Origin of the sequence: Clostridium sp. TW13 (genome assembly GCF_024345225.1) — a bacterium.
Taxonomy (GTDB): domain Bacteria; phylum Bacillota; class Clostridia; order Clostridiales; family Clostridiaceae; genus Inconstantimicrobium; species Inconstantimicrobium mannanitabidum.
On record NZ_BROD01000001.1, the window covers coordinates 1016723 to 1043354 of the forward strand.

Sequence of the window (26632 nt, forward strand, 5' to 3'; positions counted from 1 at the left end):
TAAAGTAGGTGATAAAAATGAATTTCGATTGGAAGTTTATAGTTGATAATTTTCCATTATATGAAAAGGCTGCATGGCTTACTTTGAAACTAGCTATAGGAGGAATATTTCTTTCCATAATTATTGGATTATTATGTAGTGTGGTATTGTATTTTAAAGTAAAGGTACTTGATATTATTGTACGAGCCTATATAGAGCTTTCAAGAAATACTCCGCTATTAGTACAAATATTTTTCTTATATTTTGGCTTGCCAAAGTTGGGCTTGAAGATGAGTGAAGCTACCTGTGCAATTATAGGCTTATCATTTTTAGGCGGAAGTTATATGGCTGAGGCGTTTAGAAGTGGTATAGAATCTGTAGGCAAATCTCAAATAGAATCTGGGCTGAGTATTGGACTTTCAAGATATCAGCTAGCAAGATACGTTATACTTCCACAGGCATTTTCGGTTTCAATACCATCTTTAGGAGCAAACTGTATATTCTTATTGAAGGAAACTTCAATACTAGGGGCTATATCCATATTAGATGTGATGAATTTAACTAAAGATTTAATTGGAATGTACTATAAAACCTATGAATCTTTGGCAATGTTAGTAGCTGTATATGTAATCTTGATTTTACCATTATCAATTTTATTGACTTTTCTAGAAAGGAAGGTGCGATATGCAGAGTTTGGGAATTGAGGCAATCTTTCAAGGAAGAAATATTGAACGTTTATTTGAAGGATTATTAACAACAATAGAAATAGCATTTATTTCAATTATTATTGGTTCTATACTAGGAATTCTAATTGGGCTTAGTAGGACAAGCAGATCAAAGATAGTGCTTTTTATTAACAGAATTTATCTGGAATTATTTAGAATAATACCAACTTTAGTTTGGTTATTTATATTTTATTTTGGTGTTACAACTGCATTAGGAGTTGACCTTAGTGGCGAAGCAGTATCTATAATTGTGTTTAGCCTTTGGGGGGCAGCCGAAATGGGTGACATCGTAAGAGGAGCATTACAATCTCTTCCTAAACACCAAATAGAGTCCGGAAAAGCTTTAGGATTAGGAAAATATGAGTTATATAGATATGTATTAATACCTCAAGCAGTTAGAAGGATGTTGCCTGGTACTATAAATTTAGTAACTAGAATGATAAAAACAACTTCTTTAGTGGTGCTTATAGGTGTAATAGATGTTGTCAAGGTTGGACAACAAATTATCGAAACTTCAAGGTTTGCGTATCCTACAGCATCTTTTGGAGTATATGCAGTTATATTTATGTTGTATTTTATAATATGCTATCCACTATCAAAAATATCAAAGAGATTAGAATCTAAGTGGAGCGACTAGGAGTGATGATTATGGATAAAACTAATAATCCTGTTTTACTTGAGGTGCAGGATATTCATAAGGAATTTGATAATAAAAAAATATTAAAGGGTGTAAGCTTAGGTCTTCATAAAGGAGAAGTACTAGTTATACTAGGACCATCTGGTTGTGGTAAAAGTACTTTTCTTAGATGTTTGAATGGACTTGAAAAAATTCAAGGTGGAGATATTAAGTTTAATAATAAAAGTCTTACAGATAAGAATACTGATTGGAAAGAAATTCGTGAAAAAATCGGAATGGTATTTCAAAATTACGAGTTGTTTCCACATATGACAGTGATAGAAAACATACTACTTGGGCCTTTAAAAGTTCAAAAAAGAGATAAGGCAGAAGTTTTGAAACAAGCAGAACAACTCTTAGAAAGAGTTGGTTTGCTAGATAGAAAGGATTATTATCCACGTCAATTATCAGGAGGTCAAAAGCAAAGAATAGCAATAGTGAGGGCTCTATGTATGAATCCTGAGATAATACTTTTTGATGAAGTAACAGCTTCACTTGATCCTGAAATGGTAAGAGAGGTACTAGATGTTATGTTATCTTTAGCAAAGCAAGGTATGACAATGGTTATAGTAACTCATGAAATGGGCTTTGCAGAGGCTGTTGCAGATAGAATAGTATTTATGGATGAAGGTAAGATATGTGAGATGTCTGAACCAGAGGAATTCTTTAAAAATCCAAAGACTGAACGTGCAAAGCACTTTCTAAATATATTTCAATATTAATTTAATTGGGGGTTATTACGTATGAAAAAGATTAAAAAAATTATAGCAGCGTTAGCTCTAACTACAATGGTAGTAGGAACAATGGTAGGTTGCAGTAAAACAAATAGTAATGATTCTTCTAAGGGAAGCTCAGCAGCAACCATAGCAGACATTAAAAAACGTGGAACAATAAAGATTGGTGTATTTAGCGATAAGGCTCCATTTGGATATGTTGATTCAAATGGCAAAAATCAAGGATTTGACGTATATGTAGCAAAAAGATTTGCAAAGGATCTTTTAGGTGATGAATCAAAGGCAGAATTTGTTCTAGTAGATGCAGCAAGCAGAGTAGCTTATCTAGAATCTAAAAAAGTTGACATAATAATGGCTAACTTTACAGTTACAGATGAAAGAAAGCAAAAGGTGGATTTTGCTAATCCATACATGAAGGTATCTTTAGGAATTGTATCACCAAACAATGCAAAGATAACTTCTATAGATCAATTAAAAGGTAAAAAGGTTATTGTAGCTAAAGGAACTACTGCAGAAACCTTCCTTACAAAGAATTATCCAGATATACAGTTAGTTAAGTATGAACAATATTCAGAGATATTCCAAGCTTTAAAAGATGGACGTGGTGATGCAATAGTAAGTGATAATACAGAAGTTATAGCTTGGGCTAAAGACAATCCTGGATTTACCGTTGGAGTACCAACACTTGGAAGTGCAGATACTATAGCACCAGCGGTTACTAAAGGGAATAAAGAACTTTTAGATTGGATAAACAAAGAATTTGAAACCTTAGGAAAAGAAAACTTTGTGCACAAAGCTTATGAGAGCACATTAACACCTGTATATGGTAAAGATTTTGAAGAAAATCTAGTTATTGAAGGTGGAAAAGTAAAATAAGTATATGTAGAAATTTAATTAGAATATGAGTTTAAAACAAAATATTTTAAAGAAAAAGCGTTGTTTAATACAGCGCTTTTTTTATACTTAGTATAATTTAATTATAGTAAAAATAATAATAAGTAAAGAGATTATTACTTTTAAACCCATAATTGTAAAATGTATAAATTAGGAGTAATATCTTAATAAAGGTTTTGAAAATAAGCTAGCATATATACATACGTACTTTTAGATGCATAAATACATAAACATCTAAATAATTATGGAGAGGGGAGTCGTTATGGGAATATTAGAAGATAAGTTTTCAAAAATATCAGGAGGAAGAATATTAGATGTAGGAACTGGTGGGGGATCATTTATTCCTATGTTTACTGATTTATTTAAAGAGTATACTGAAATTATTGGAATTGATAGTAATGAAAAAGCTATAAAAATGTCTCAAGAATCATTTAGACAAGAGAATATTAGATTTATTTGTATGGATGCTGCTAAGATGAGTTTTGAAGATGGAAGTATGGATACAGTTTGTATTTCTAATACCTTACATCATTTGCCTAATTATGAAGAAGTATTAAAAGAGATGTACAGAGTTTTAAAACCTGGAGGTCTATTTATTATTAATGAAATGTTTTGTGATAATCAAACCAAGAAACAACTTTCTCACGTATATATTCATCATCTTTGTGCAGAGATAGATACTATAGTAGGTAATTATCATGGAAGCACCTTTAAAAAGCAAGAGATAATATATATTGCAAAGCAAGTTGGAATTAAAGTAGAAGATATATTTGAATACAGTACAGCTGAAGAGCAACAAGCTGAATTAAATGCTGATGAGGAAAGGGAGATATTAGATAGTTGTTTTGATGCTATGGATAAGTCGCTTGAAAGAATTAAAGGTACTAAGCAATACACATCTATAAAGAATAGAATAAATTCTCTTAGACAACGCTTATATGAGGTTGGATTTATGAGTGCAACGGAGCTTGTGGTATTGGGAAGAAAGTAGCTAATGTTATGGAGAGTTTGAAACGAGGTTTAAGTGGTTTGGATGATTTGAAATAAGCGGATGTTATTACTATGTAACCTATAAGATAGATATTTATAAAAACAATCTATCTTATAGGTTATTTGTTTTTGGAGCATTAATTTTGATTACTTGACAAGATAATCCATAAGGTATAATATTAACATATCTTTTAGATATATCTAAAAGATATGTTAATATTACATAAGGAGAACACAATTATGAAAAACTCAGGTAATAAAACTAAATTTCTTATTCTTGGATTATTAAGTGAAAGGCCTTTATCAGGCTATGAAATAAAAAAGATAGTGGATACACGATTTTCATTTTTTTGGAGTGAAAGTTTTGGGCAAATATATCCTCAATTAAAAAAACTTAATGAAGAAGGATTAATTGAAGAGCAATCTTTAAACGAATTAGAAAACAGTAAAGGAAGTAAAAAGTATAAAATAACAGATAGTGGAATCTTTCAGTTAAAGCAATGGTTAGAAGAACCAGTGGAAAAAGAAGTAGTCAGATATGAAATTTTACTTAAAATGTATTTTTCAAATGAAATTGCGCCGGAAGTTATGTTGGGGCATATAAAAGAATTTCAATTAGCTCATCAACAGCAAATGAAGCTTTTTGAAAAATATCAAGATCAATTAGAAAAATACAAGGATGTACATGAGAATCATGAGGATATATTAATGGTACTTTCTTTTGGACAAAAAGTATGGAAAGCTTATGATGATTGGTGTGAGGAAGTAAGTGCTATATTAGAAAAAAAGAGAGGAGTGAAATAGAAAAGAAAAAATATTATAAAAATGGATATTAAAAAATTAATATTTAAGGAGAAGATAGATATGCAAATTAATTTCTCGTGGAGAGCAGCTGTTATATTTGTGTTGGCTATGCTACCTAATGCTATTTATTTTATAGCGCCACCAAATGATATTCCTAAAACTTTAGGAAGTAAGGTAAAGATAGTTGAGTTTATTGAAAATATAAGCAGAATAATTGCATTTGCGTTATTACTTTTTGTTGCAAAAAATCAAAATCCTAGTTTAAAAAGTGCTTGGGTAATTGGAATAATCATTTTTATGGGTTTATATTATATACTTTGGATTAGGTATTTTATTGGAGGAAGTTCTTATGCTTTGCTAGGTAAAAATTTTTTAGGGATTCCTTCCCCTATGGCCATTTTTCCAATATGTTGTTTTATATGTGCTTCCTTTTGGCTTAATTGTTTACCAGCTGTAATAGCATTTGTGATTTTTGGTATAGCACATATAATTTCTCTTATATAAATACTCTCTGTTAAATTATTAAATAGAGTGGAGCAATTCACTAGTGAATTAGCTCCCTATTTACTTATATTATCATGAAATTGAAGAACTTAGATTTGTCCTTTCATTTTTAACTCTAAACAGTGGAATTAATAAAATAGCTGATATAAATATAAATATTCCAGAAATAATTAGAACTATACTTAACGGCATACATTGAATTATAGCTGAACCAGCTAGAGTCCCAATTGGAACTGTAACAGTAGCTAATGAGCCTGTTAATGCCATTACCCTCCCCATTTTATCTTTAGGTATAAGTGTTTGATAAAGAGTGCTGATTCCTACACTAGCCATTGCTATACCGAAACCTAAAAATGCTTCAGACAGCAACGCAACATAATAATTTGGAATGAAGCCTAAAATTGCAACAGGAATACCTTCTAAACATAGACCTACAACTGCCATTTTATACTTATCAGTAAATACATTAGCCATTATAAGAAGTCCACCTATGAGTGCACCTACAGATATAGCAGAGTTCATCATTCCATATCCAGTAGAGCCAACATTAAATACTTTGTTTGCAAGTATAGTTTCATAAATTGATAGTGGAGCTAGGAAAAAGTTGATGATAACTCCACCAGTTAATATAAGATAGAAAAGAAATTTATCTTTTATTACATATGTTAACCCTTCTTTAAATTGAGAACTTATCTTTTTAGAGCTATTTTCAGCAGATATTTTTGGAATAGTGATAAAACTTTCTGTGAATGCACAAATCAAAAATGATAAACCATTTATAAAGAATAATAACCACATATTCATAAAAGCTATGAGTATTCCTGACAATACAGGACCTAGTATGTTTATTATTTGAGATGTGGTTTGATTTAGGGTATTTGCATCCTTCAAATCTTTTTCTTCTACTATAACTGGAATAGCAGATGATATGGCTGGATCAAATACAGATGAAACTATTGTAGAGAAGATTATGAAGATATATTGGATATAAAGTGGATAATTGTTTGCAAAGATTAAGTAACTGAATACAATCATAATGACTCCATTAAGCAGATCTGTATTTATTATAATTTTCTTTTTATCAAGTCTGTCAGCAAAAACACCTGCAAGCGGTGCTACTAAAACAGAGGGAACTGTAAAGCATAATACACTTAATCCTAATGCAAAAGATGAACCTGTTTTTTGATATATATACCACATTAATGCGATATCATATAATCTTGTACCTAATTTTGAAATAGTTTGAGCTAACCATAAAAGCATAAAGTTTTTGTTTTTTAGAATTTTCATCATAAACCTCCTATTAATATCGAAATTAATGTTTGATAGAAATCGAATATATGCTTGAAAAAATTGCTAACACTAAGTTAGCATGTTTTCAAATTGATTTAGTATATGTCTAATCTTATCTTTATTGACTTGATAGTAAACTTTATTTTCCTCTCTAATGCCAACTATAACTCCTATATCATTAAGCAATGATACATGATGAGATGTGGTTGAACTTGAGATCCCTAGCTTTTGAGAAAGTTCATAGCCGTAACAAGGAGTGGTATTTAAAATCTTAATAATTTTCATACGATTTTCATCACTTAAAATCTTTATAGCAGTAACAATTTTTTCAGGTGAAATATCTTCTGAAATTTCAAGTTCAGGACGTAAGGTGCCATAAAGACATATTACTCTTTGCTTATCTTCATAGCAGGAAACATTAGACGCGATGTCATAATAGTAAGATGGAATAAGGATAGTAGAACAATTGAAACTTTCTAAATGAATTCCTAATATTTTTTGAAGGATTTCATAAGGTTCTTTTTTCAATTTATTAGTCATATACTCAATACTTTTAGCATGAGCTTCTTGTAACATATTCAAGTTATCCTTAAAAATTAAATTATAGAAGTCTTTAACTAATTTTATAAACCTGATTTTCGTTTCTTCAGAAGATGAGGCAAAGTAAGTTAGTTTCCATTTTTCTACCTCAGGTAAGGAGGCTTTATTTAAGAAGTTTTTAACTTCTATAGGATCTTCAATATTTTGGATAAGCATATTTTCTTCCCCATAACCAGTATAAAAAAAGAATTTGATTAGATCCTTTGCTGGATATTGCTCTAGAAAGTTAATGAATGCATCAATTTCTTTATAGCAATCATTTTCCCAAATTAATTGAATTAAGCATAATCCTAAAAAGCTTTCCCAGTTGAAGAATACATTTAATTCTTTTTTCATTTCTTCTGTTAACTTAGCCCTGCTTCTTTGTACCCATTTAGTTATATCTTCAGAGACATACTTTAGTTTTTCTGGATTACTAGGAATAAGTTGCTCATGACATTCCAATCGAAACATAGAGGCTAAAAGTTCATATACCATTGAACTTTCTATAGAGAGATTTTCATTTAGTTCTTTCATAAGATACCACCTTTGCAAACATTTCATTAATCTACCAATATAGTTAAAGTATACACCTGTTACGATGGATGTCAATTATAATATTTGATAAGTATCGAATGTTCTATTTTATATAATCACTTAAAGCTTGTCTATTTAATATCATTACTTTTTTATATTTTAATTCTATGTAACCTAAACTTTTGAAATGATTTAATATTTTGGTGACTGTAACTCTATTCAGCCCTATAAAAGAGCCAATCTCCTCATGAGAGTAAGGAATACAATCTTCACTAATATCTTTATCCTTATTAGCAGTAGCTGTTTGCTGCACTAAAAAGTTAGCCACCTTTTCATATCTATCATAGAAATAATATTGATTAAGTAGATTTGAAAGATGATTACAGGTATTAGAAAGTAATTGAAAAAGTAAAAGAGTTAACTCTTTTGATTGACTTAAGTATGGATACATGTCATCTAATGAGCAAGAAATCAGTTCAACATCATTAATTGCACTTACTGTAGTGGGTCTTTTGGATTGTTGTAGAAATGAGGATTCTCCTACGATACGTCCTTTTTCAACTATTTCTAATGTAATTTCGCTACCATCCTTTGAAATATAATAAACTCTAACTCGTCCTTTTTTTATTAAGTATAGATTTGTTGCAGCTTCATCTTGCATATAGATAATATCATTTTTTTGATATCTAATGGATACACCAACTTCTTCAAAATAACAATATAGCTCTTTAGGAATTTTTATCTTCTTCAAAATTTTTTCACCTTCTTTTATCAAATTGTAGCATAGGTTACATTTTTGGTTCAAGTATTATGCTATTTTCTCTTAGGGGTGATTGATTTGGAGAGAAGAATTAAATCATTAAGTTATATTGTATTTGGAAATGTTTTGATAGCATTTGCCCTAAGTACATTGTTATTAGAAAATAATATTATTGTTGGCGGCGTAACTGGATTTGGACGTGTATTAAATTACTTTACAGGCATTAATATTACTTTAGTTGTATATATTGCAAATGTTACATTGTTTTTATGCGGATTATATTTTATGGGCAAGAAATTTGCATTAACTACTTTAGTTTCTACATTTTTATTCCCATTTCTTTTGGAGATTTTTCAAAGTCAAAGTATATTTCATCACTATTGTAGAAATGTTTTATTAGCATGTGTACTTGCAGGTCTTATAATAGGAATTGGTATTGGACTTGTAATAAAAGCTAATGCATCAACTGGTGGAGTTGATATCATTGCTATTATTTTGAATAGAAAATTTAAAATTCCTGTTTTTATTACATTAAACATAATAGATTTATGCATGTTGGTTTTGCAAATGTCATTTACATCTATTATCAATATAGTTTATGGATTGATAGTGGTATTTTTATGTTCTTTTATGGTAAATAAGACTTTAACTTTTGAAAAGCAGATAGCATAAGAAATATTGCGGAGTGATAAATATAGAAAAATAAAAGCATGCCTTGTCTGTATAGATAAAAAGATTAATATTGTGGAACTGTATATTGAAAAAGAAGCTAGTAAAATATAGAATGTTTTATTAGCTTCTTTTTCTTATATTGATATAGTAATGACCTGATTTAATGATGCTAAATAACTGTAAAACTAAACTGAAATAAATTTTAGTTATAGATATCAGAGAATTCAATTCGTATAACTTCAGAGTTACTTTTATTTAGATTATAATCACTGACTGAAGTTTTATCATATGGTAAAGTCTCATTTGGAAGTTTGATTATAAATTCAGTTCCTTCATTAGGTTTACTGATTACATTTATTGTACCATTTAAAAGTTCTACCAAGGATTTCACTAATGAAAGACCGACTCCACTTCCTTCTCTATTTCTTGATAGTGATTTATCTACTTGTACAAATTTTTCAAATATAGCTTCTTGCTTTTCTATAGGGATACCTATACCTGTATCTTTCACTGAAATCACTACATAATCATTTGGACAATAGATATTAACTGTAATGTTCCCGCCAGCAGGTGTAAATTTTATGGCATTAGATAATAAATTAAGTATGATTCGCTCTAGAATATTTGGATCACTAGCTACAATAGATTCTTCTACTTCAGTATCAAAAATAATAGAAAGTCCTTTATTTTCAACGTAGTCAGCAACAGATAAAACTATACTTTCTAGTATGTTTATGATGTCTATATTTTGCAAATCTAAAGGAAAGTTTCCATAATCAATTTTATTTATGTCTATAAAATTATTTATAATTCGAGTAAGCCTATAACAATTTTGTTTCATTATATAGGGATATTTTTTTAGCTTATGAAGGTCAATTTTATCATTATTATTATTTTTTGTTGCATTTTCAACCACTTGAAGAGCACTGAAAATTACATTTACAGGAGTTCTTAATTCATGCGATAGATTTGTAAAAAATTCCATTTTTAATTTGTCATAATATCTAAGTTCCGCAATTATCTTTTTATTTTTTTCATTTGCCTTATGTTCCGTTATGTCTCTCCCAATTAACACTAAACCTCTTGGAGTTTTATCTTCATTAAATAATGGAACTCTTATAATATCGTAGATTTTATTAATATTTTTTCTTTGATCAAGTATAGTTTCTTCAGTTCTATAAACATTACCAGACTCCCAAGCTTTACTATCATTATTTGTTATAGAGGATGGACTAATTAATTCGTCAATAGTCTTAAGTTTATAATCCTTTTCTTTAATATTTAACAAGTGCAAAAATGGTTCATTAATTTCTAATATCTTACCATTAGGATCGTTAAAATAGATTATATCAGGGGTGGAATTTATTATTGTTTTTAATAAACTCTCACTATTTATTAATAATTTCTTAGTATTTTTAAGTTTGCCTATTATAACTAATAGGAAGATTATTATTAAAATGAGTATTGATGCAAATCCAATAGAAAAATATATAATTGCTTGTTTGGAAATCTTATAAGTGGTTGATGGCATATTTATTATCTCAGAACCTTTTGGCAAAGATTGTGTATTTATATTAAAACGATTTAATTGATTATAATCAAATACATAATTGTGTGAATTATCAACTATGGCTGGTATATCTGATGGCTTTTCTCCGTTTAAAATTCGTATGGTCATATCACCAATATTCTCACCAAGTTTTATGCCATGTGTGAGCATTCCACCAACAATACCATTATTCATATATGAATAACCTATAGCATATACAGGCAATGGACAGTTCTTGAAAAGTGTATTAGTAGTATTTGAAATTGAAATAGGATCATGTTGATTATTAATAAATTGAGTGCCTATAAAAATCACGGTATTGCTAGATAATTTATCAATTTTTTCTTTTACTCTATTAATGTCAGTATCCGTGCAATATGTAAAATCTACTTTACTTGAAGATGATAATTTATCTGATATTGAGCTGTAAAATATATTACGTTGACTTATTATAAAAAAATGTTTTGTATTAGGATGTAGTTTTAATGCTATATTAATTGTATCTTTATAGTCTTCACTTTTATATAATCCTGTAAAAAGGATATGATTTTTTAATGTTGTCCTTCTTGATTGATCGATGGCGCAAAATAGTACTGGAGTATTAGGAAATAAGTCGTTTGCATACTTGTCTAAAAAATCCACAGCATCATTGCTAATAGCAATGATAGCATCAAATTTAACTGTTTTATATTTGTATTTATATAAATTGTAAAGTATATTATAATGTTCAGCTGAGTGATAAACGCTTGAATCCATATATTCAACATTTAAATCTACATTAATGTTATCTTTCTTAAGTTTTGATTCAAGACCGGATATTATTTGGTCATTCCAATTATTAGTGTTAAATCCTCTAAGAGTATTTCCTTTGCTTAAAGAATTTATGACAAGTATTTTCTTAGGGGGACTGTTCTCAGCAAATGCATCTACTTGAAATAAAAATATATTAAAAATAATAATCAATATATAAATAAAAAACCTAGAATTTAATTTGCGGCTTTTCATAGTAACCTCCATAGAATAATTATAAATTTCAATCAATTCAAAAACAGAATTTAACAAAACAATATCTAACAAAAAATACTATTTAAATGTATATTATCACTAATTTTCCATACATTCAATGGATTTTCTTTCTGAGTATAAAATATCATGAATTATTATACTAATAAGTTATAAAGCCTGGGCTTAAGTGTAAAAAGATGTAGAAATAGAATATATTTTAGCATATGAATATTATTGCCAAATGAATTCTACAGATGTAGAATCAAAATATATTCTACATCTGTAGAGGAGGTGAGAAAATGAAAAAAGTTTCTAAAATATCTGATTCTGAATGGGAGGTAATGAAAGTTGTGTGGGATCACTCACCAATAACATCCAATAAAGTAGTTGAAATATTGAAACCCAATACAAATTGGAATCCATCAACTATTTATACGTTGATTAGTAGGCTTGTAGAGAAGAAGGCTATTGAAATTGAAGAAGGTTCATTTCCATATATTTTGAGACCTTTAATAACAAGAAAGGAATGTTCAAAGAGAGAGTACTTATCATTTATTAAAAAGGTTTATGATGGTTCATTAAATCTTATGATATCTAATGCAGTTGAGGATCATGAACTATCTGATACTGAGATTGAAGAACTGAAAAACATTCTTGATAGAAGTGAGGACAGGGGGTGATATTATGTGTAATTTGATGATTTTTTTTGATTGGATAATAATATCATCTGTTTCGGCAAGTGTACTTATAGGAATAATTTTATTAGTAAAGCTAATTGTTAAAGATAGGCAAAGTCCAAGATGGCATTATTGCATTTGGTTTATATTAATGATTAGGTTGATGATTCCATATGTACCACACACCTCAGTTAGTATATTTAATTTGATTTCTCCTTTAACCAATAAGATATTAGTAGAATCAATAGAGTCACGGATAAAAAATCCTGAAAATGTAAATCTAAGTAATGAAACAAAAGGAAATAACGTAATACGTAAAGATCTTAACACAATTAATAAAATAGAGAAAACTAATAAAAATTTCATTGTCATTTTGAAAAATTACTTTATGATAATTTGGTTAATGGGAGTTGTTACGTTTTTAGTTTACACTATTATTGCAAACTTTAGACTATTTATCAGAGTTAAAAATAGTAGTGTGAAAAATACAGAAGGGATTTCTTCAATAGTTAATGAATGTAAGTCTGCTATTAAGATAAATAAAGATGTATCAGTAATATTAACAACAGCAGTGTCATCACCATCTCTTTTAGGCTTTACTAAGCCAATTATACTTTTCCCACAGGATATACTAAAGACATTAAAAAGAAAAGAATTGAATCATATAATTTTACATGAGCTTTCTCACTATAAGAGAAAGGATAATATCGTAAGTTGGATGGTTATATTCTTAAAAGCTTTGCATTGGTTTAATCCTATAATTTGGTATGGGTTTTATAAAATGCATGAGGATTGTGAAATAGCCTGTGATGCCAATGCAATGTCATGCATAAACAAAGAAGATACTTTAGAGTATGGATATACAATTATACATTTAGTAAATATAATTTCAAAGAGGCAAACAACTCTAGGGACGTTAGGAATTTTGTCAAGTAAGTCAGGAGTAAAAAGGAGGATTATCATGATATCAAGGTTTAATGCTGATAAGCATAACAAGAAAAATAAATTTTCTGTTGTAGGAGGCTTAATTATATTAACCTTAAGTTGTATTTTACTAACTAATGCAAAAAGCAGCATAGCTTATGCTAACAAAATAGTACAATCAGATGTTAAGAGCACTATAGATGTGAAAGATATAAAGTATGAGAATTTTGATGGCAAGATGATGATTATATCCAATTCTAAGAAAGTGAGTGTTGGATATGCATTAAATAATTCAAAAGTCTATGAAACTACAAGTGAAATTGCTAAGAAGGAAAATGCTCTAGCTGCAATAAACGCAGGAGGATTCAATACTGATAATTTACCTTGTGGTTTTATTATTAAAGATGGGGAGCTTGTGTACAAACAGGAAGATGAAGTAAATAGATATAATACAGTTGGAATTGATAAGAATGGGCTTCTTGTAATAGGTAGATATACTTATTCACAATTAAAAAATATGCAGGTTAAAGAAGCAGTAGGTTTTGGCTCAGAAGTTATAAGAAATGGTAAAATTTCAGAAGTAAATAATTCTAATTTAGGGGTAGGCCCTAGAACTGCCATAGGGCAAATGAAAGATGGGAAGGTAGTATTTCTTGTTATAAATGGTAGAAGTGATACTTCAAAAGGAGCTACAGTTAAGCAGGTAGCTAATGTATTACTAAAGTATGGAGTGGTAAATGCAGCTTTACTAGACGGAGGAAATTCGTCAACTATGTATTATAATGGTAGCGTAATTACTCATATAAATAATTCAAATGGAGAACGTGCAATTCCATCTGCATTTTTAGTATTACCATAAACAGCATCTAACAGCTAGAATTGGCTATAAATCTATAAATATTTAAATATTTTTATAGATTTATAGTTAACATTTTTTATATTTAACTATATTTCTATTTTTATATTTATTGGATGCGTGGATAGATTTAATTCATTTGGACAGATGATATAGTGGTAAAATAAGTTATTTGTTGGATCAAATAATTAAGGCGGTATATCTATATTGTTGAACATAGATATACCGCCTTGTATGATATTATGAAGTTTTTTCAGTAAGAATCACAGTTCCATCTGAGGATACATTTGCAATTTTTCTAAGCAAAAATAAACCTAAGATAAGTAATGGTGTGAACTCTGCTAAATTGATTAGAACAGGCAAAATGTCTACATTATTAGAGGCTCCGTGTGCTGATTTAGGAATAAAATCTTCGAAGCCACTAGCAATATCATAAATAGCGTGCAATAAAGCGCACCATAATAAATTATTATTGGTTCTTAGCAAAAGTGCTGAAAAGAATATTCCTATAATAGTGGCATAAAAAACTTGTGCTACTACGGAGATAACGTTTGCCCCATCAAAAAGATTTATTAAATGCATCAATCCAAAGGCCGAACTTGAGAATATAACTGAAAAATATACACCTTTTTTTGTTTCACCCCAGTGTTTTAATACTAAAGATAAAATTAAGCCTCTGAATACAATTTCTTCATATAATCCAACAAATAGACAACTTATTATCATCATAATAATAGGAAAAATCATATTAGATGATATATCAATAAGTTCAAAGTTTAGGATAATATAAATAAAGAATAACCAGCTAAATGCAATATATTTTCTATTGAAACTCCATTTAAATTCTTTGGTAATACCTATAATTTTCATAAATATAAAACAAGTAACAACACCAATTAATCTGACTATTGTTCCAACTGTGTAGTTTGTCATTAAATCTTTTGAAGAAAGTTTATAACCCAATTGAGAAGAAATGAATGAAATTAGCTTTGGAAGTCCAAGTAAAATTACTATAAAGCCAATAAACATAATAAGCAATACCAATAATATGGTTTGCAATTTAGAGAATTTTTTCGACATAAAACACCTCATTCAATAATTATTACGAATACAGAAGATATTAGATTTTTATGCTTATTGTATCATGGACTTAGTTTAGTTAACAATAGAAAAGATTAATTTATGGAAAAATAAATAGTAATTGTAATACCTAGATAATCTATGTATAATGTATACATAGATTATCTAGGTATTATTTTTAGGAGGTGTTCATATGAAGATTGATAAGAGTTTAATTACCGGAAGCACCACTATGCTTGTTCTTACATTACTAAATGCTGGAGATAAGTATGGTTATCAAATGATAAAGGAACTTGAGGAACAATCAGACAATACATTTAGTCTTAATGAAGGGACTCTGTATCCTATTTTGCATGGCCTTGAGAATGATGGAATGGTGGAGTCATTTATGGCTGTAGCTGAAAATGGGAGAAAGAGAAAATATTATAGGATAACAAAGAAGGGTAAGAAACTACTGGAAGATAAAAAGAAGGAATGGGAATTCTTTTCTTCAAAAGTCAATAAAGTAATTGGTGGTGTTACCTATGTGGGAGCATAATGTAGAAGAATTTATAACCAATGTATGCAAAGAGATAAAGTATAAAAAAGCTCGCAATAAAATAAGTGAAGAATTGAAAAATCATATAGAGGATCATGCATATGATTTGATGGATAACGGTGTTGATGAAGAAGCAGCCTATATAGAGTCTATAGCAGCAATGGGGAATCCAAAAGAAATAGGAAAGAATCTAAATAAGCAGCATAGACCATATGTAGGTTGGCTTTTAAATATTACTAACATTATTATAGGAATGATATGTTTTTTTCTTGGTTATATAATTATATTTGGAGTTATTGGCTCATTTGACCATTCTGCATATCCAAATAATAATGATATAAAGTATTCAGCTAAACTTAAGCAAGAAGATAAAATTGATACTGTAACTATTGTAATGAAGCAGATTATTTTAGATAAAAATAATGGTGTATATATTATACTTAATGAATATCACAGTTTATTTGAGAAAAATTATTGGGTAACAAGTTGGGGGGCTGGAAGGTTTAATATATATGATGATTTAGGCAATAAATATACAACTCAAAGTGGTCAAGGGAGTAACAACATATTTGGTTCAAGAAACTTGATATTCATTGAAAATTTCAATAGTAAGGCTCAAAAGATAATTCTAGATTATGATCATTATAATAGACATATGAGATTCGAAATAAAGCTAAGTGGAGGTGATGAAAAATGATTAAGAAAAAGAAATTGTTTAGAAACATAGTTATACTTTTAATAGTATTTTGTATTATAGTCATTTTTTATCCTGCTTCGGTGTCTCCAATTACAGCATTAAAAAGAAATGAGAGAGCAAAGAATTATGGACCTTCAGTTATTATTAAGACAGAAAAATTTAATAATGAGTACTGCTATTTATGTAAATATGATAAATGGTATTCTATAGATATAGTTAAGCGAGGGACTTGGGGCTTATGGTATCCAGGAGAAATGCTAACTAGTGGACATTTAGTAAGTTCGGAGCCTGTGGAATATATTAAGGCATTTGGAGCTGGTGATAATGGTAATAAACATGTGCTTTTTGGAAGAGTGAATGATAGAAGAATTAAGTCAGTTAAATTTGAAATAGAGGTTAAAAACAAAACTAAAGTAGTAGAACAACGCAAACTTTATGATAATTTATTTATGATATTTTGGGATGGAAATGACAATTTCATCTACAGCATAAAGGATATACAAGGGCTTGATGAAAATTCAAAAGTTGTTTTTGAAAAGAAAATAAACTAATCTAAAAAAGAATAGTAAGTATATGAACTGTTCACAAAGTTGTCACACAATTGTCGTATTTCAAAATTACAATATTTTATATAAGTATATTTCAATAATAAATTAAATATATTGTTAGTTAAGTACTCAAAATAATAATGAAAGATGGTGTTAGGTGCAAATATGTAATTGCAAAAGAGAAAATGATTATCATTAGTACAAGATATTATGCATAGAATAGGTTAGATTAATTTTATAGGTGTAATTAAAGTGGAAGATTTAAGAGGATCAGAAACTGAAAAAAATCTTTATAGAACTTTTGCTGTGGAAGCTAGAACAAATAACCTTTACAAAATGTTTGCAGAGGTAGCTAGAAAGGAAGGTTACCAGTGGGTAGCTGAAGTTTATGAAACAGTAGGAGCTAACGAGTTAGCACATTCTAGAGCAGCTTATAAAAAATACCTAGATAAGGTGGAAGAAACAAAAGAAAACTTAAAGTTTAGTATAAATAGAGAGGATGAGGTGGCTGATAAATATAAGGAATATGAAAAAATAGCTAAAGCAGAAGGTTTTGAGAAAGTAGCTATGTTTTTTAAAGAATTAAGTGAAGCTGAAGAATCTCATGTAGATATTTATACAGATTTAAGTGATAGATTTGAAAATGGCGGAATATTTTATTCAGAAAAACCAATTGCTTGGGTATGTATGAATTGTGGATATATCCATGAAGGAAAAACTCCACCTAATGATTGTCCTTGCTGTGGTTATCCAAAGGGATATTTTAAGCCTAAATGTGATGTGAAATAATAACAAGGTATAATTTTAAATTTAATTTATTACAAAGTCCATAGTATAAAAAGTTGGTAGGATGATATATGCCAACTTTTTATTTATATAAAGCAGAAGTCTTAATTTTTAAATTTGTTCTACGATAATTGGTTATAAAGCAAATTCGATAAATTGATAATAAATTATTACCAATCAATATACAAATGAGGAACGGAGGGATAGTATGAAAAAATCAATAATAGCCATTGTGATGACAGTATCACTTTCAGCAAATGCAATGGTAACAATGGGAGCTACTCCTATTAAAAATAATCTTACAAATAAAGCTAATAGAGCAGTCATAAATATATCATCAGCTTCAGATATTAAAGATATAAAGAATAAAATTCCTGAAGTCGATATAAAAATGCTTAAAGGAGGACAAGCAGTTGTTTATTCCAATAAAATATCAGAAACTCAATTGCTTAATAAATTGTCCAAACTCAAAAATGTAAAAAAAGTTAAAAAGCCAGATACTATATCTGTAGTAAAACCTACAGATAAGGTAGAAATTAAAACAAATAGTAGATATTCTTATAATAGAAGTTCAATAATTAATTATAGATCATATGAGTACGACTTAATAAGGACAGAAGCTTATAAAGCCTGGTCAATGGTAAAGCAGCAAAAGCAAATAAAAGTTGCAGTTGTAGATACAGGCGTTGATTATAATCATCCAGCATTAAAAGGTAAAATTGATTTAGCAAATGCATATAATTTTGTGTCAAATAATAAAAATGTTATGGACGATCAAGGTCATGGAACTCATGTTAGCGGAATTATCACAACGAACACAAAAGATAATTATGGACTTATGGGGATTACAGGGCAACTTAATGTTCAAATTCTGCCAGTAAAAGTCCTTGATTCTAATGGAAGTGGAGATTCGGATATAATTGCTCAAGGAATCACTTATGCTGTGGATAAGGGAGCGGATATAATTAATATGAGTTTTGGTGGAGAGGGAACATCTCCAGAAATAAACAATGCTATTCAATATGCAGTACAAAAAGGCGTAATTGTAGTGGCAGCGGCAGGAAATGATAATACTGATTGCTCAACTTTTACACCTGCATCACTTGATAATGTATTAACGGTTTCAGCATTGTCTATGAGTGATAGAAAATCAAGTTATTCTAATTATGGGAATGCAGTTGAACTTTCAGCTCCAGGAGATATGATATTAAGTACTTATCCTAATGGAAGATATGCTTTTATGAGTGGTACAAGCATGGCTACTCCGGTAGTTACAGGCATTGCTGCAATAGTAAAAGCTCAAAATCCAACATTAACTGCTGCACAAATTGAGAAAATTTTAGAGAAGTCTTCTGTAGATTTGGGAGTTAAAGGCAAAGATAAATATTACGGATATGGTAAGGTTGATGCTTACAAAGCATTAAATAGTATGGTTACATTAGGGACTTCTTCAACTAAGAAAACTTCTTCAGTTACAAAAAGTGTAATAAAAAAATAAATATAGCATTAAATAGAACCACAATAATGTTATTGTGGTTCTATTTATTATGTTAACATTTAATTTAGTCTGCTTCAGCTTTAAGACGTTTTAATCCTTTAAAGGTTCTGTTGATTACAAAACCGCCAATATAGAATATAGCCATAAATACAAGCAGTGCCATCGAAATTGTTGCAAATCTTGATGAATTTATACCACTTGTTATCATTCTAAGTCCTTCTACAGAGTAGGTCATAGGGAAATATGGAGATAATAATCTAAAGAACTTAGGGGCTGTTTCTATTGGGAAGGTTCCACCTGAGGAAGCTAATTGCAAAACAAAAATAACAAATAAAATAGGTGTTCCAACAAGTCCTATAGCATAGGATACGCCATACATTATACTGAAAAATACAACAGCAATAAACATATTTGCAATGTAGAATAATCCTATGTTTGAGGTTTGAAGCCCTAATCCATTTACCAAGAGCAAGCTTAAAATTATTGCTTGGCACATAACAATAATAGATCCAGCTAAGAAGGTTCCTGTATAAGTTTTTAAGAATTTATATTTTACTACCTTTGTTAGTTTAGTTAATGATATTATTATGTTAGTTAGTAAGGCACCAAGCCATAAAGATAGAGATATAAAATATGGAGCAAGACCTTCACCGTAATACTTAACAGCATTTATTGATACATCAGATAAGGTTAATGGATTTGTTGTAAATTTAGATACATCCTCTACACTGAATTTTAAGCTATTATTCATAGTAGTGTATCCATTATTTAATCCATCCTTTAATTTTAATGCACCATCATTAGCTGAATTTAATCCAGTACTTAGATTTATTGCACCTGTATTTAAAGCTGTCAAACCTGTAGATAATTCACCTGTTTTTTGAGTAGCAGTATTTAATCCAGTAAGAAGTGAATTGCTTCCAGTTTTAAGCTTGTTGGCACCATCTATAAGTTGGTTTACTCCTGTAAGTGATTTTGTTTGCACATCGGCTAAAGTGGAGGCAAGTTTAGTTGTTCCAGCAGACACCTGTTGAGCTCCTGCACTTAATTTATTTAAACTTGTACTTAGAGTGCCTGAGCTAGTTGCTGCAGTTCTTAATTTACTTTCAAGACCTTGGCTATTTATATTACTTATTAATTGACTTATTATAGCTTTAGCTTGTTCTATGTTCTGTTGATTGTTAGAGGCAAGTAATGAAGAAACTTGACCAAGTGTTGTGTTAATCTGATGAATGCCATCTGCAGCACTTGTAAGTGATTTTGGTAAGTCTGCCTTTTGAGTTTGAGATGCAACAGCAGATAAACCATCTGAAACTGATTTTGCACCTGTAACTAATTGATTAACGCTACTTGTGTTTTGTGATAAACCATTTTTAAATTCATTAAGACCAATAATTAACGAGTTTATGCCATTTGAAAGTTGAGCTTCTCCTGAAGCAGCATCCTTTAATCCATTTTCAAGTTGTTTTGATCCATTAGTAGCTGTAGTTAAGCCAGAGGATAATTGTTTTGAACCAGAGAGCAATTTATCAGTACCGCTTTGAAGACTAGCAGCACCATCACTAGCAGTCTTTAGTGAATTTTTCACATCATATAAGCCACTGGCTAGAGCTTTTGTTGCTTCTTCTTGAATATTTGAAGAAATCTCTGATTTAATACTTTCAGCAGCCCTCTCAGATACTTGAGCAAATACAAAGTTTTTACCCTTATTGGCTTCATAAATTATAGTAGGTTTGATAAACTTACCACCTTTTGATTCAGCTATTTTAGCAGAAAAGTCTTCTGGAATTACTACCAAAGCATAATAAGATGTACCACTAACACCTCTTTTGGCTTCATCGTAGCTAACAAATTTCCAACCGATTTTTGTATTATTTCTTAAATTATTTTCTATATCTTTACCAATATTATACTGTTTGCCATCCTTTGTAACAGGTTTATCTAAGTTTACAAAGGCTATAGGAACATTATTGAAATTTCCATAAGGGTCCCAAAAGGCTGAAAGATATATACCAGAATATAAAACCGGAACGAATATAACAGCTATAGCTGATATAGCTATAAGTCTAAATAAGGATTTTTGCTTATCAAATTTGAGTTTTTCTTCCATTGTTATCCTCCTTTGTTTGCAAGTCTATATAAGTGCCTAGCAATAAGTTTTTTAGTTACTTCACTAATATAAGTTCTAGTTTGTGCAGACTATTTAAATTAATTCATTAATGATTTTCAAAATTAGAGCTAAGCTATCTGCTTAAGCATGATAATTAGCAGACATCTTTTTGAAAGTTATGATATAATAATGGTACATTTGTAAAAAATAAGTATGGATGAGAAATGCATTAGCTAATGGGTTAATCTCATTAATAGGAACTAATAAAACTATATAAAAAGCTATATATAATTAATGCGAGGTGGAGATTTTGGGAAAAGCGAGGACTTCAGAAGTAACAGCATATTTTAATTCAAACATAAATGCTGTTTGGGATGTAGTTACTAATAATAAAGACTGTGAGTGGCGTAGTGATATTGAAAAAATTGAAATTCTTAATGAAGGCGAATTTATTGAGTATACTGGTAATGGTAATTCAACAAAATTTATTATAACTAAAAAGAAGTCTTATAGTGAATATGAATTTAATATGGAAAATAAAATGTTTACTGGTTCTTGGACAGGGCATTTTTCTGAAACAGAAAATGGTGGAACTAAAATAATTTTTAAAGAGAATATCCTGATTAAAAATCCTATAATTAGAGTTTTGTCTTATTTCCTTATGGATTTAAAGAAGATGCAAAATACGTATATATTGGATTTGAAGAAGAAATTGGTGGAATAGAAGAAATAGACTTGCGGAATTTGAGTAATATTGCATATAAATCAGAAATCAAGAGCATTGAATTATGATATAGTTCCATGCTCTTAATTTTTACATAAACGTATATTTAATATGGAGGGAAAGTACTTGCCAATTAAACTAATTTAGACACATCTACTAAATGTCTTTCACCAGTTTCTAGATCTTTAACTTCAACTTCATTTGTTGCTTCAATAATATTTTCTAGCCATACAGATTTTTCATTATACTTAACATTTGTCATACCAGTTGAATTGATAATTTCTCTAGCTCTTTTAATATCCATAATTCTCGCTCCTTATTTTAAATATTTTGTACAATAATATATTACCCTTATGAAATAAAAAAATTCTTTACACATAAAATTCATAACTTTATGCTAATTTAAAAGATATATACTTAAATTTATATTGGAAAAATGGGAAAGTACTTTGTTACAATATGAAGTTTACTTTTTTATATAAAAATTAGAGGTGATATTGTGAATAATATTCTAATTATTGAAGATGAGAAAAGTGTAGCAGAGATTTTAAAAGCTTACCTTGAAAAAGAAGGGTATAGTGTTTTTATTACTGAAAGAGGGTTGGATGGAATAGAAATATTCCGCAAAGAGAATATAAAGCTTGTGATCTTAGATTTAATGCTTCCTGATATTGATGGAGAAGAGGTGTGTAAGATACTTAGAAGAATTTCTGATGTCCACATTTTTATGCTTACTGCTAAAGTGTCTCTAAGTGATAAGATTGAAGGATTAAATATTGGTGCTGATGAGTATTTGACAAAACCTTTAAGCCCAAGGGAGCTTACTGCTCGTGTAAATGCGTTATTCAGAAGAATTCATGGAAATGAAGAAAATATTATCTATTTTGATAATAATAATATAATTATTGATAATGATAAGAGAGTATTCAAGCTAAAAGGCCAGGAGGTTGCATTAACCCCTAATGAATTTGATATACTATATGCTTTGGCTTCAAATAGAGGAAAAGTCTTTACAAGAGAAGCTATAATAGAAAGAGTTTTTGGTATTGATTTTGAAGGCTCAGATAGAATTGTAGATGTTCACATTAAAAATTTAAGAAAAAAGATCGAAGAGGATAGTAAAACTCCTAAGTATATCTTAACTGTTACAAAGGTAGGATATAAGTTTGGTGATGAAAAATGAAGCAGAGTATAAGAAAGCGTTTGAGCATAATTATAATATTTTGTTCAGTAGTTGGTGTAACATTATCAGTTTTGGTGGTTAACATTACTATTAACAATACATTTAATAAGTATATGCAGGATATACAAAGTAAGAGAAATATTCGATTGGTGGAATATTTTCAGCAAATTTATAAGCGAGATGGCACATGGAATTCTAATTCAGGAGAAGAGATGATGCATGAGGCACTTATGAGTAATTATTGTTTGTCACTTTTAGATCAGAAAGGAAAAGTAGTATGGCAGATGAACCCTAATGATATACGATACAAAAGTCATATGATGATGATGAACTCAAATAATAATGAAGGGGTATATACAACAAGTAAATTTGCTCTTAACGTAGATGGCAGGATAGTAGGATACATATTAGTAGGCCAATATTCTCCTGTATTGCTTTCTAAAGAAGATGTGAATTTTAAAGTGGAAATTAACAAGAGTATTGCATTAAGTGGATTATTAACCATAGTAATAGTAGCAGCCATAAGCATAATTTTATCAAAGCAATTTTCTGAACCCATAAAGGCAGTTTCAAAAACTTCTGTCAATTTATCAAAAGGGGATTATGAGTCAAGGTTAAAAATTAATAGTAATATTCAAGAAATCAAAAATTTAATTGTAAGCATTAATTCTCTTGGCGAAAAATTAAACAGTCAGGATCTATTGAGAAAAAGGCTTATTTCAGATATATCTCATGAAATACGAACTCCTCTTAATATTTTGCAAAATAATTTAGAAGCAATGATAGATGGAATTGTGCCTGTGACACCTGAAAAGTTAAATAGTTTGAATGAAGAAGTAATAAGATTTGGTAAACTTTTAAACAATTTAAATACATTAAAACAGGTTGAATCAGAAGAAATGATATTAAATATGGGATTGGTTAATATTGAAGAATTGATTTTTTCTGTAATAAGTGATTTTTCAATTGCAGCCACTGAAAAGAATATAGAATTGCTATTTGAGAAAGAAGAAAATTCCGATTTTAATGTGATTGGAGATTATGATAAATTAAAGCAGGTATTTATTAATCTTATTTCTAATGCAATTAAATTTACAAAATTCAATGGAATTGTACGTGTGAAAATAAGTAGTAGTAATAATTATGTTTCAATTTCAATACAAGATAATGGAATTGGTATAAAAAAAGAAGATCTGCCATTCATATTTGAGAGGATGTATCGTGGAGATAAGAGCAGGCAGGCGATAGAGGGTAGTGGTATAGGGCTTACCATTGCAAAAAAGATTTTAACTTTACATTCAGGCACAATTGACGTTGAAAGCAAAGAGAATAAAGGAACTACATTTTTAGTGCATTTAAATAAAGATGAAGAAAAATAATCCTCATAATATCTTCATAACTTTTTATTATACTTCGTTATACAAAGATAAAAAAATGTTGCTTATAAGCAATTCTAAAAAGTTAATGGAGGAAAATATGAGCATGAAAAGAGAAGTAATTAAAGTTTATGATATGACATGTACTTCCTGCGAGAAAAAAGTAGAGAAAGTCTTAAGGGAAGTTAATGGAGTTAAAAATGTAAGTGCTAGTTATAGTAATCAGCAGGTAGATGTTGAATATGATGATATAGTATGCACGAAGGAACAACTTAAAGAAGCAATTAAGAAATCAGGATATAGTACTGAGAATTCAAATAATATTAAATTCATCGGATTTTTTGTTATTGTTGCAGCTATTTTATTGTTAGGTAGTTCTACGGCAGGGTTTGATATGAATGCTAAATTAAATGGAGCTTCATATTTTGTACTATTTTTAGTAGGGATGCTTACATCAGTGCACTGCGTTGGTATGTGTGGTGGAATCATGCTTACACAAAGCATATCAAATGAAAAAAATAGTAAGCTTAAAACATTAATGCCTTCAATATTGTATAATACTGGAAGAATAACTTCTTATACTATAATTGGTGGTATTGTTGGAGCATTAGGATCTGTATTATCATTATCAATTCATGTAAAGGCAGGACTTCAGATATTTGCTGGGATTTTCATGATAATAATGGGACTTAATATGGCAGGTTTTTCAGCCTTTAGAAAGTTCAACATTAGATTACCTTGGTCTTCATGTTCAGTAAAAAAGAAGCCTAAAACTCCTTTTTTAGTGGGAATGCTAAATGGACTGATGCCATGTGGACCATTGCAAACAATGCAACTTTATGCTTTAGGAACTGGTAGTGCCCTAAATGGTGCAATTTCAATGTTTCTATTTTCTTTAGGAACAGTTCCGTTAATGTTGCTATTTGGTGCTATATCAGGATTTTTAAGTAAAGGATATACAAAGAAATTATTAAGATTTAGTGGAATATTAGTAGTTATTCTAGGAGTAATAATGGGAAATAGAGGATTAGCTCTTGCTGGAGTTAATACACCTAATATGAATACAGTAACTAATGTTTTGTCAGGGAGCCAAGATAACTCGAACCAATCAAATGTGGCTAAGCCAACTATAGAAAATGGGGTTCAAGTAATAAATATGACTGCAGATGGGAATGGGTATACACCTAATGTATTTTATGTTCAAAAAAATATGCCTGTTAAGTGGATAATATCTGGGAAACAAATAACTTCTTGTAATAATGCAATAGTTGTTCAATCACTTAATATACAAAAAACTTTAACTTCAGGTGAAAATGTAATTGAATTTACGCCAAAGGATAGTGATATTAACTTTAGCTGTTGGATGGGGATGATTTCAGGAGTAATTAAGGTTATGGATAATATTGATTCTGTGGATACATCAAAAGTAGCGCCAGTACCTCAACAAAGCAGTGGAATGAGTTGCTGTGGTGGAGGACCTGCAACTACTTCAAAGGCTCCAAGCATATATGGTAGTGATATAAGTAAGGTTTCAACAGATAGATTAATTAAAAAAGCAACTATTCTTGATGGTATTCAAAGTATAAAAGTAAAAGGAACAGGTTATGAATTTGAACCACTTGTAATAGTAGCAGAGAAAGGAATAAAAACTAAACTCATTTTAGATCTTAGTGAATTTGACAATGCTAATTCAAATTTTAGCTTAGTTAATGAAGATAATGGGAATGTATTAAATACTTTCAAAGGGGAAAAAGGAACTGTGGAATTTGATTTCAATATAGATAAATTAGGAACATATTATATTGTCAATAATAATTCAGCAGTACTTGCAATTGAGGTTTCAGACTCGCTAAAAAGTGTTAATTTAGAGGATGTACGTAAAAAATATATATTTTAAATAAAGAATCGCTGTCAGGAGTCTGATGGCGATTCTT

At 29.5% G+C, this 26632-nt stretch carries 26 protein-coding genes; 19 read left to right on the top strand and 7 right to left on the bottom strand.

Annotated elements, in window-relative coordinates:
• The first annotated feature begins 17 nt into the window (after nt 1–17).
• The 7 genes from OCU47_RS04885 (at nt 18) to OCU47_RS04915 (ending at nt 5306) form a co-directional block, all read left to right on the top strand.
• Nucleotides 18–683, top strand: a complete 666-nt coding sequence (locus tag OCU47_RS04885) for an amino acid ABC transporter permease (RefSeq protein WP_261827471.1) — start codon at nt 18–20, stop codon at nt 681–683.
• Nucleotides 664–1341, top strand: coding sequence for an amino acid ABC transporter permease (locus OCU47_RS04890; protein WP_261827472.1), 678 nt, complete (start codon nt 664–666; stop codon nt 1339–1341). The genes OCU47_RS04885 and OCU47_RS04890 overlap by 20 nt, the downstream gene beginning before the upstream one ends.
• 11 nt (nt 1342–1352) lie before the next feature.
• Nucleotides 1353–2102, top strand: coding sequence for an amino acid ABC transporter ATP-binding protein (locus OCU47_RS04895; protein ID WP_261827473.1), 750 nt, complete (start codon nt 1353–1355; stop codon nt 2100–2102).
• Nucleotides 2103–2123: 21 nt separating this feature from the next.
• The gene (locus tag OCU47_RS04900; protein WP_261827474.1) at nt 2124–2990 is read left to right on the top strand and encodes a cysteine ABC transporter substrate-binding protein; all 867 of its coding nucleotides are present in this window, start codon (nt 2124–2126) and stop codon (nt 2988–2990) included.
• A gap of 280 nt (nt 2991–3270) precedes the next feature.
• Nucleotides 3271–3999 carry a class I SAM-dependent methyltransferase gene (locus OCU47_RS04905; RefSeq protein ID WP_261827475.1) on the top strand — a complete coding sequence of 243 codons (729 nt, stop codon included), beginning with the start codon at nt 3271–3273 and terminating at the stop codon, nt 3997–3999.
• Between the two features lie 239 nt (nt 4000–4238).
• Nucleotides 4239–4802, top strand: coding sequence for a PadR family transcriptional regulator (locus tag OCU47_RS04910; RefSeq protein WP_261827476.1), 564 nt, complete (start codon nt 4239–4241; stop codon nt 4800–4802).
• A gap of 60 nt (nt 4803–4862) precedes the next feature.
• Complete coding sequence (locus OCU47_RS04915; protein WP_261827477.1) at nt 4863–5306, top strand: hypothetical protein; 444 nt, start codon at nt 4863–4865, stop codon at nt 5304–5306.
• 72 nt (nt 5307–5378) lie between these two features.
• Here OCU47_RS04915 and OCU47_RS04920 read toward each other — a convergent pair whose 3' ends face one another.
• The 3 genes from OCU47_RS04920 to OCU47_RS04930 form a co-directional block, all read right to left on the bottom strand.
• On the bottom strand, nt 5379–6596 hold the full coding sequence (locus tag OCU47_RS04920) for an MFS transporter (protein WP_261827478.1): 1218 nt from the start codon (nt 6594–6596) through the stop codon (nt 5379–5381).
• A 72-nt stretch (nt 6597–6668) separates the two neighbouring features.
• Nucleotides 6669–7715 carry a winged helix-turn-helix domain-containing protein gene (locus tag OCU47_RS04925; protein ID WP_261827479.1) on the bottom strand — a complete coding sequence of 349 codons (1047 nt, stop codon included), beginning with the start codon at nt 7713–7715 and terminating at the stop codon, nt 6669–6671.
• 103 nt (nt 7716–7818) lie between these two features.
• Nucleotides 7819–8466 (bottom strand): Crp/Fnr family transcriptional regulator, encoded by a 648-nt coding sequence (locus OCU47_RS04930; protein WP_261827480.1) that lies wholly within the window; start codon nt 8464–8466, stop codon nt 7819–7821.
• Nucleotides 8467–8553: 87 nt separating this feature from the next.
• Between OCU47_RS04930 and OCU47_RS04935 the strand changes: the two genes are divergently transcribed.
• Nucleotides 8554–9147, top strand: coding sequence for a YitT family protein (locus OCU47_RS04935; protein ID WP_261827481.1), 594 nt, complete (start codon nt 8554–8556; stop codon nt 9145–9147).
• Between the two features lie 202 nt (nt 9148–9349).
• Here OCU47_RS04935 and OCU47_RS04940 read toward each other — a convergent pair whose 3' ends face one another.
• Nucleotides 9350–11701 (bottom strand): ATP-binding protein, encoded by a 2352-nt coding sequence (locus OCU47_RS04940; protein WP_261827482.1) that lies wholly within the window; start codon nt 11699–11701, stop codon nt 9350–9352.
• A 299-nt stretch (nt 11702–12000) separates the two neighbouring features.
• Here OCU47_RS04940 and OCU47_RS04945 point away from each other — a divergent pair, with 299 nt between their 5' ends.
• Together OCU47_RS04945 and OCU47_RS04950 are read left to right on the top strand one after the other, a co-directional pair.
• Nucleotides 12001–12381 carry a BlaI/MecI/CopY family transcriptional regulator gene (locus OCU47_RS04945; RefSeq protein WP_261827483.1) on the top strand — a complete coding sequence of 127 codons (381 nt, stop codon included), beginning with the start codon at nt 12001–12003 and terminating at the stop codon, nt 12379–12381.
• Between the two features lie 4 nt (nt 12382–12385).
• A complete protein-coding gene (locus tag OCU47_RS04950; RefSeq protein ID WP_261827484.1) occupies nt 12386–14161 on the top strand; it encodes a M56 family metallopeptidase in 1776 nt (591 codons plus the stop codon).
• Nucleotides 14162–14398: 237 nt separating this feature from the next.
• On the opposite strand, the gene OCU47_RS04955 is transcribed toward OCU47_RS04950, so the two are convergent.
• On the bottom strand, nt 14399–15238 hold the full coding sequence (locus OCU47_RS04955) for a CPBP family intramembrane glutamic endopeptidase (RefSeq protein WP_261827485.1): 840 nt from the start codon (nt 15236–15238) through the stop codon (nt 14399–14401).
• Between the two features lie 193 nt (nt 15239–15431).
• Here OCU47_RS04955 and OCU47_RS04960 point away from each other — a divergent pair, with 193 nt between their 5' ends.
• The 5 genes from OCU47_RS04960 to OCU47_RS04980 all read left to right on the top strand — a co-directional run bounded on the left by OCU47_RS04960 (nt 15432) and on the right by OCU47_RS04980 (nt 19305).
• Nucleotides 15432–15776, top strand: a complete 345-nt coding sequence (locus tag OCU47_RS04960; RefSeq protein WP_261827486.1) for a PadR family transcriptional regulator — start codon at nt 15432–15434, stop codon at nt 15774–15776.
• On the top strand, nt 15763–16473 hold the full coding sequence (locus OCU47_RS04965; protein WP_261827487.1) for a permease prefix domain 1-containing protein: 711 nt from the start codon (nt 15763–15765) through the stop codon (nt 16471–16473). Before OCU47_RS04960 ends, OCU47_RS04965 begins: the two co-directional genes overlap by 14 nt.
• Nucleotides 16470–17024: a hypothetical protein gene (locus OCU47_RS04970; RefSeq protein ID WP_261827488.1), complete on the top strand. Its 555-nt coding sequence runs from the start codon at nt 16470–16472 to the stop codon at nt 17022–17024. Before OCU47_RS04965 ends, OCU47_RS04970 begins: the two co-directional genes overlap by 4 nt.
• 249 nt (nt 17025–17273) lie before the next feature.
• Nucleotides 17274–17810 (top strand): rubrerythrin family protein, encoded by a 537-nt coding sequence (locus OCU47_RS04975; RefSeq protein WP_261827489.1) that lies wholly within the window; start codon nt 17274–17276, stop codon nt 17808–17810.
• 205 nt (nt 17811–18015) lie between these two features.
• Nucleotides 18016–19305 carry a S8 family peptidase gene (locus tag OCU47_RS04980; protein ID WP_261827490.1) on the top strand — a complete coding sequence of 430 codons (1290 nt, stop codon included), beginning with the start codon at nt 18016–18018 and terminating at the stop codon, nt 19303–19305.
• A gap of 64 nt (nt 19306–19369) precedes the next feature.
• Here the strand turns inward: OCU47_RS04980 and OCU47_RS04985 are convergent, their stop codons facing one another.
• A complete protein-coding gene (locus OCU47_RS04985; RefSeq protein ID WP_261827491.1) occupies nt 19370–21415 on the bottom strand; it encodes a YhgE/Pip domain-containing protein in 2046 nt (681 codons plus the stop codon).
• A gap of 310 nt (nt 21416–21725) precedes the next feature.
• Between OCU47_RS04985 and OCU47_RS04990 the strand changes: the two genes are divergently transcribed.
• Nucleotides 21726–22139, top strand: a complete 414-nt coding sequence (locus tag OCU47_RS04990) for a hypothetical protein (RefSeq protein ID WP_261827492.1) — start codon at nt 21726–21728, stop codon at nt 22137–22139.
• Between the two features lie 133 nt (nt 22140–22272).
• On the opposite strand, the gene OCU47_RS04995 is transcribed toward OCU47_RS04990, so the two are convergent.
• On the bottom strand, nt 22273–22443 hold the full coding sequence (locus tag OCU47_RS04995) for an H-type small acid-soluble spore protein (protein WP_261827493.1): 171 nt from the start codon (nt 22441–22443) through the stop codon (nt 22273–22275).
• Nucleotides 22444–22638: 195 nt separating this feature from the next.
• On the opposite strand from OCU47_RS04995, the gene OCU47_RS05000 reads away from it, so the two are divergent.
• The 3 genes from OCU47_RS05000 to OCU47_RS05010 all read left to right on the top strand — a co-directional run bounded on the left by OCU47_RS05000 (nt 22639) and on the right by OCU47_RS05010 (nt 26595).
• Nucleotides 22639–23322 carry a response regulator transcription factor gene (locus OCU47_RS05000; RefSeq protein ID WP_261827494.1) on the top strand — a complete coding sequence of 228 codons (684 nt, stop codon included), beginning with the start codon at nt 22639–22641 and terminating at the stop codon, nt 23320–23322.
• Nucleotides 23319–24701, top strand: coding sequence for a sensor histidine kinase (locus OCU47_RS05005; RefSeq protein ID WP_261827495.1), 1383 nt, complete (start codon nt 23319–23321; stop codon nt 24699–24701). Before OCU47_RS05000 ends, OCU47_RS05005 begins: the two co-directional genes overlap by 4 nt.
• A 97-nt stretch (nt 24702–24798) precedes the next feature.
• Nucleotides 24799–26595: an urease accessory protein UreH domain-containing protein gene (locus OCU47_RS05010; protein ID WP_261827496.1), complete on the top strand. Its 1797-nt coding sequence runs from the start codon at nt 24799–24801 to the stop codon at nt 26593–26595.
• The last annotated feature ends 37 nt before the right edge of the window (nt 26596–26632 follow it).

Coding starts and splice junctions, on each gene's coding strand:
- OCU47_RS04885 (WP_261827471.1), top strand. CDS start 18: ATGAATTTCGATTGGAAGTTTATAGTTGATAATTTTCCATTATATGAA.
- OCU47_RS04890 (WP_261827472.1), top strand. CDS start 664: ATGCAGAGTTTGGGAATTGAGGCAATCTTTCAAGGAAGAAATATTGAA.
- OCU47_RS04895 (WP_261827473.1), top strand. CDS start 1,353: ATGGATAAAACTAATAATCCTGTTTTACTTGAGGTGCAGGATATTCAT.
- OCU47_RS04900 (WP_261827474.1), top strand. CDS start 2,124: ATGAAAAAGATTAAAAAAATTATAGCAGCGTTAGCTCTAACTACAATG.
- OCU47_RS04905 (WP_261827475.1), top strand. CDS start 3,271: ATGGGAATATTAGAAGATAAGTTTTCAAAAATATCAGGAGGAAGAATA.
- OCU47_RS04910 (WP_261827476.1), top strand. CDS start 4,239: ATGAAAAACTCAGGTAATAAAACTAAATTTCTTATTCTTGGATTATTA.
- OCU47_RS04915 (WP_261827477.1), top strand. CDS start 4,863: ATGCAAATTAATTTCTCGTGGAGAGCAGCTGTTATATTTGTGTTGGCT.
- OCU47_RS04920 (WP_261827478.1), bottom strand. CDS start 6,596: ATGAAAATTCTAAAAAACAAAAACTTTATGCTTTTATGGTTAGCTCAA.
- OCU47_RS04925 (WP_261827479.1), bottom strand. CDS start 7,715: ATGAAAGAACTAAATGAAAATCTCTCTATAGAAAGTTCAATGGTATAT.
- OCU47_RS04940 (WP_261827482.1), bottom strand. CDS start 11,701: ATGAAAAGCCGCAAATTAAATTCTAGGTTTTTTATTTATATATTGATT.
- OCU47_RS04945 (WP_261827483.1), top strand. CDS start 12,001: ATGAAAAAAGTTTCTAAAATATCTGATTCTGAATGGGAGGTAATGAAA.
- OCU47_RS04950 (WP_261827484.1), top strand. CDS start 12,386: ATGTGTAATTTGATGATTTTTTTTGATTGGATAATAATATCATCTGTT.
- OCU47_RS04955 (WP_261827485.1), bottom strand. CDS start 15,238: ATGTCGAAAAAATTCTCTAAATTGCAAACCATATTATTGGTATTGCTT.
- OCU47_RS04960 (WP_261827486.1), top strand. CDS start 15,432: ATGAAGATTGATAAGAGTTTAATTACCGGAAGCACCACTATGCTTGTT.
- OCU47_RS04965 (WP_261827487.1), top strand. CDS start 15,763: ATGTGGGAGCATAATGTAGAAGAATTTATAACCAATGTATGCAAAGAG.
- OCU47_RS04970 (WP_261827488.1), top strand. CDS start 16,470: ATGATTAAGAAAAAGAAATTGTTTAGAAACATAGTTATACTTTTAATA.
- OCU47_RS04980 (WP_261827490.1), top strand. CDS start 18,016: ATGAAAAAATCAATAATAGCCATTGTGATGACAGTATCACTTTCAGCA.
- OCU47_RS04985 (WP_261827491.1), bottom strand. CDS start 21,415: ATGGAAGAAAAACTCAAATTTGATAAGCAAAAATCCTTATTTAGACTT.
- OCU47_RS04995 (WP_261827493.1), bottom strand. CDS start 22,443: ATGGATATTAAAAGAGCTAGAGAAATTATCAATTCAACTGGTATGACA.
- OCU47_RS05005 (WP_261827495.1), top strand. CDS start 23,319: ATGAAGCAGAGTATAAGAAAGCGTTTGAGCATAATTATAATATTTTGT.
- OCU47_RS05010 (WP_261827496.1), top strand. CDS start 24,799: ATGAGCATGAAAAGAGAAGTAATTAAAGTTTATGATATGACATGTACT.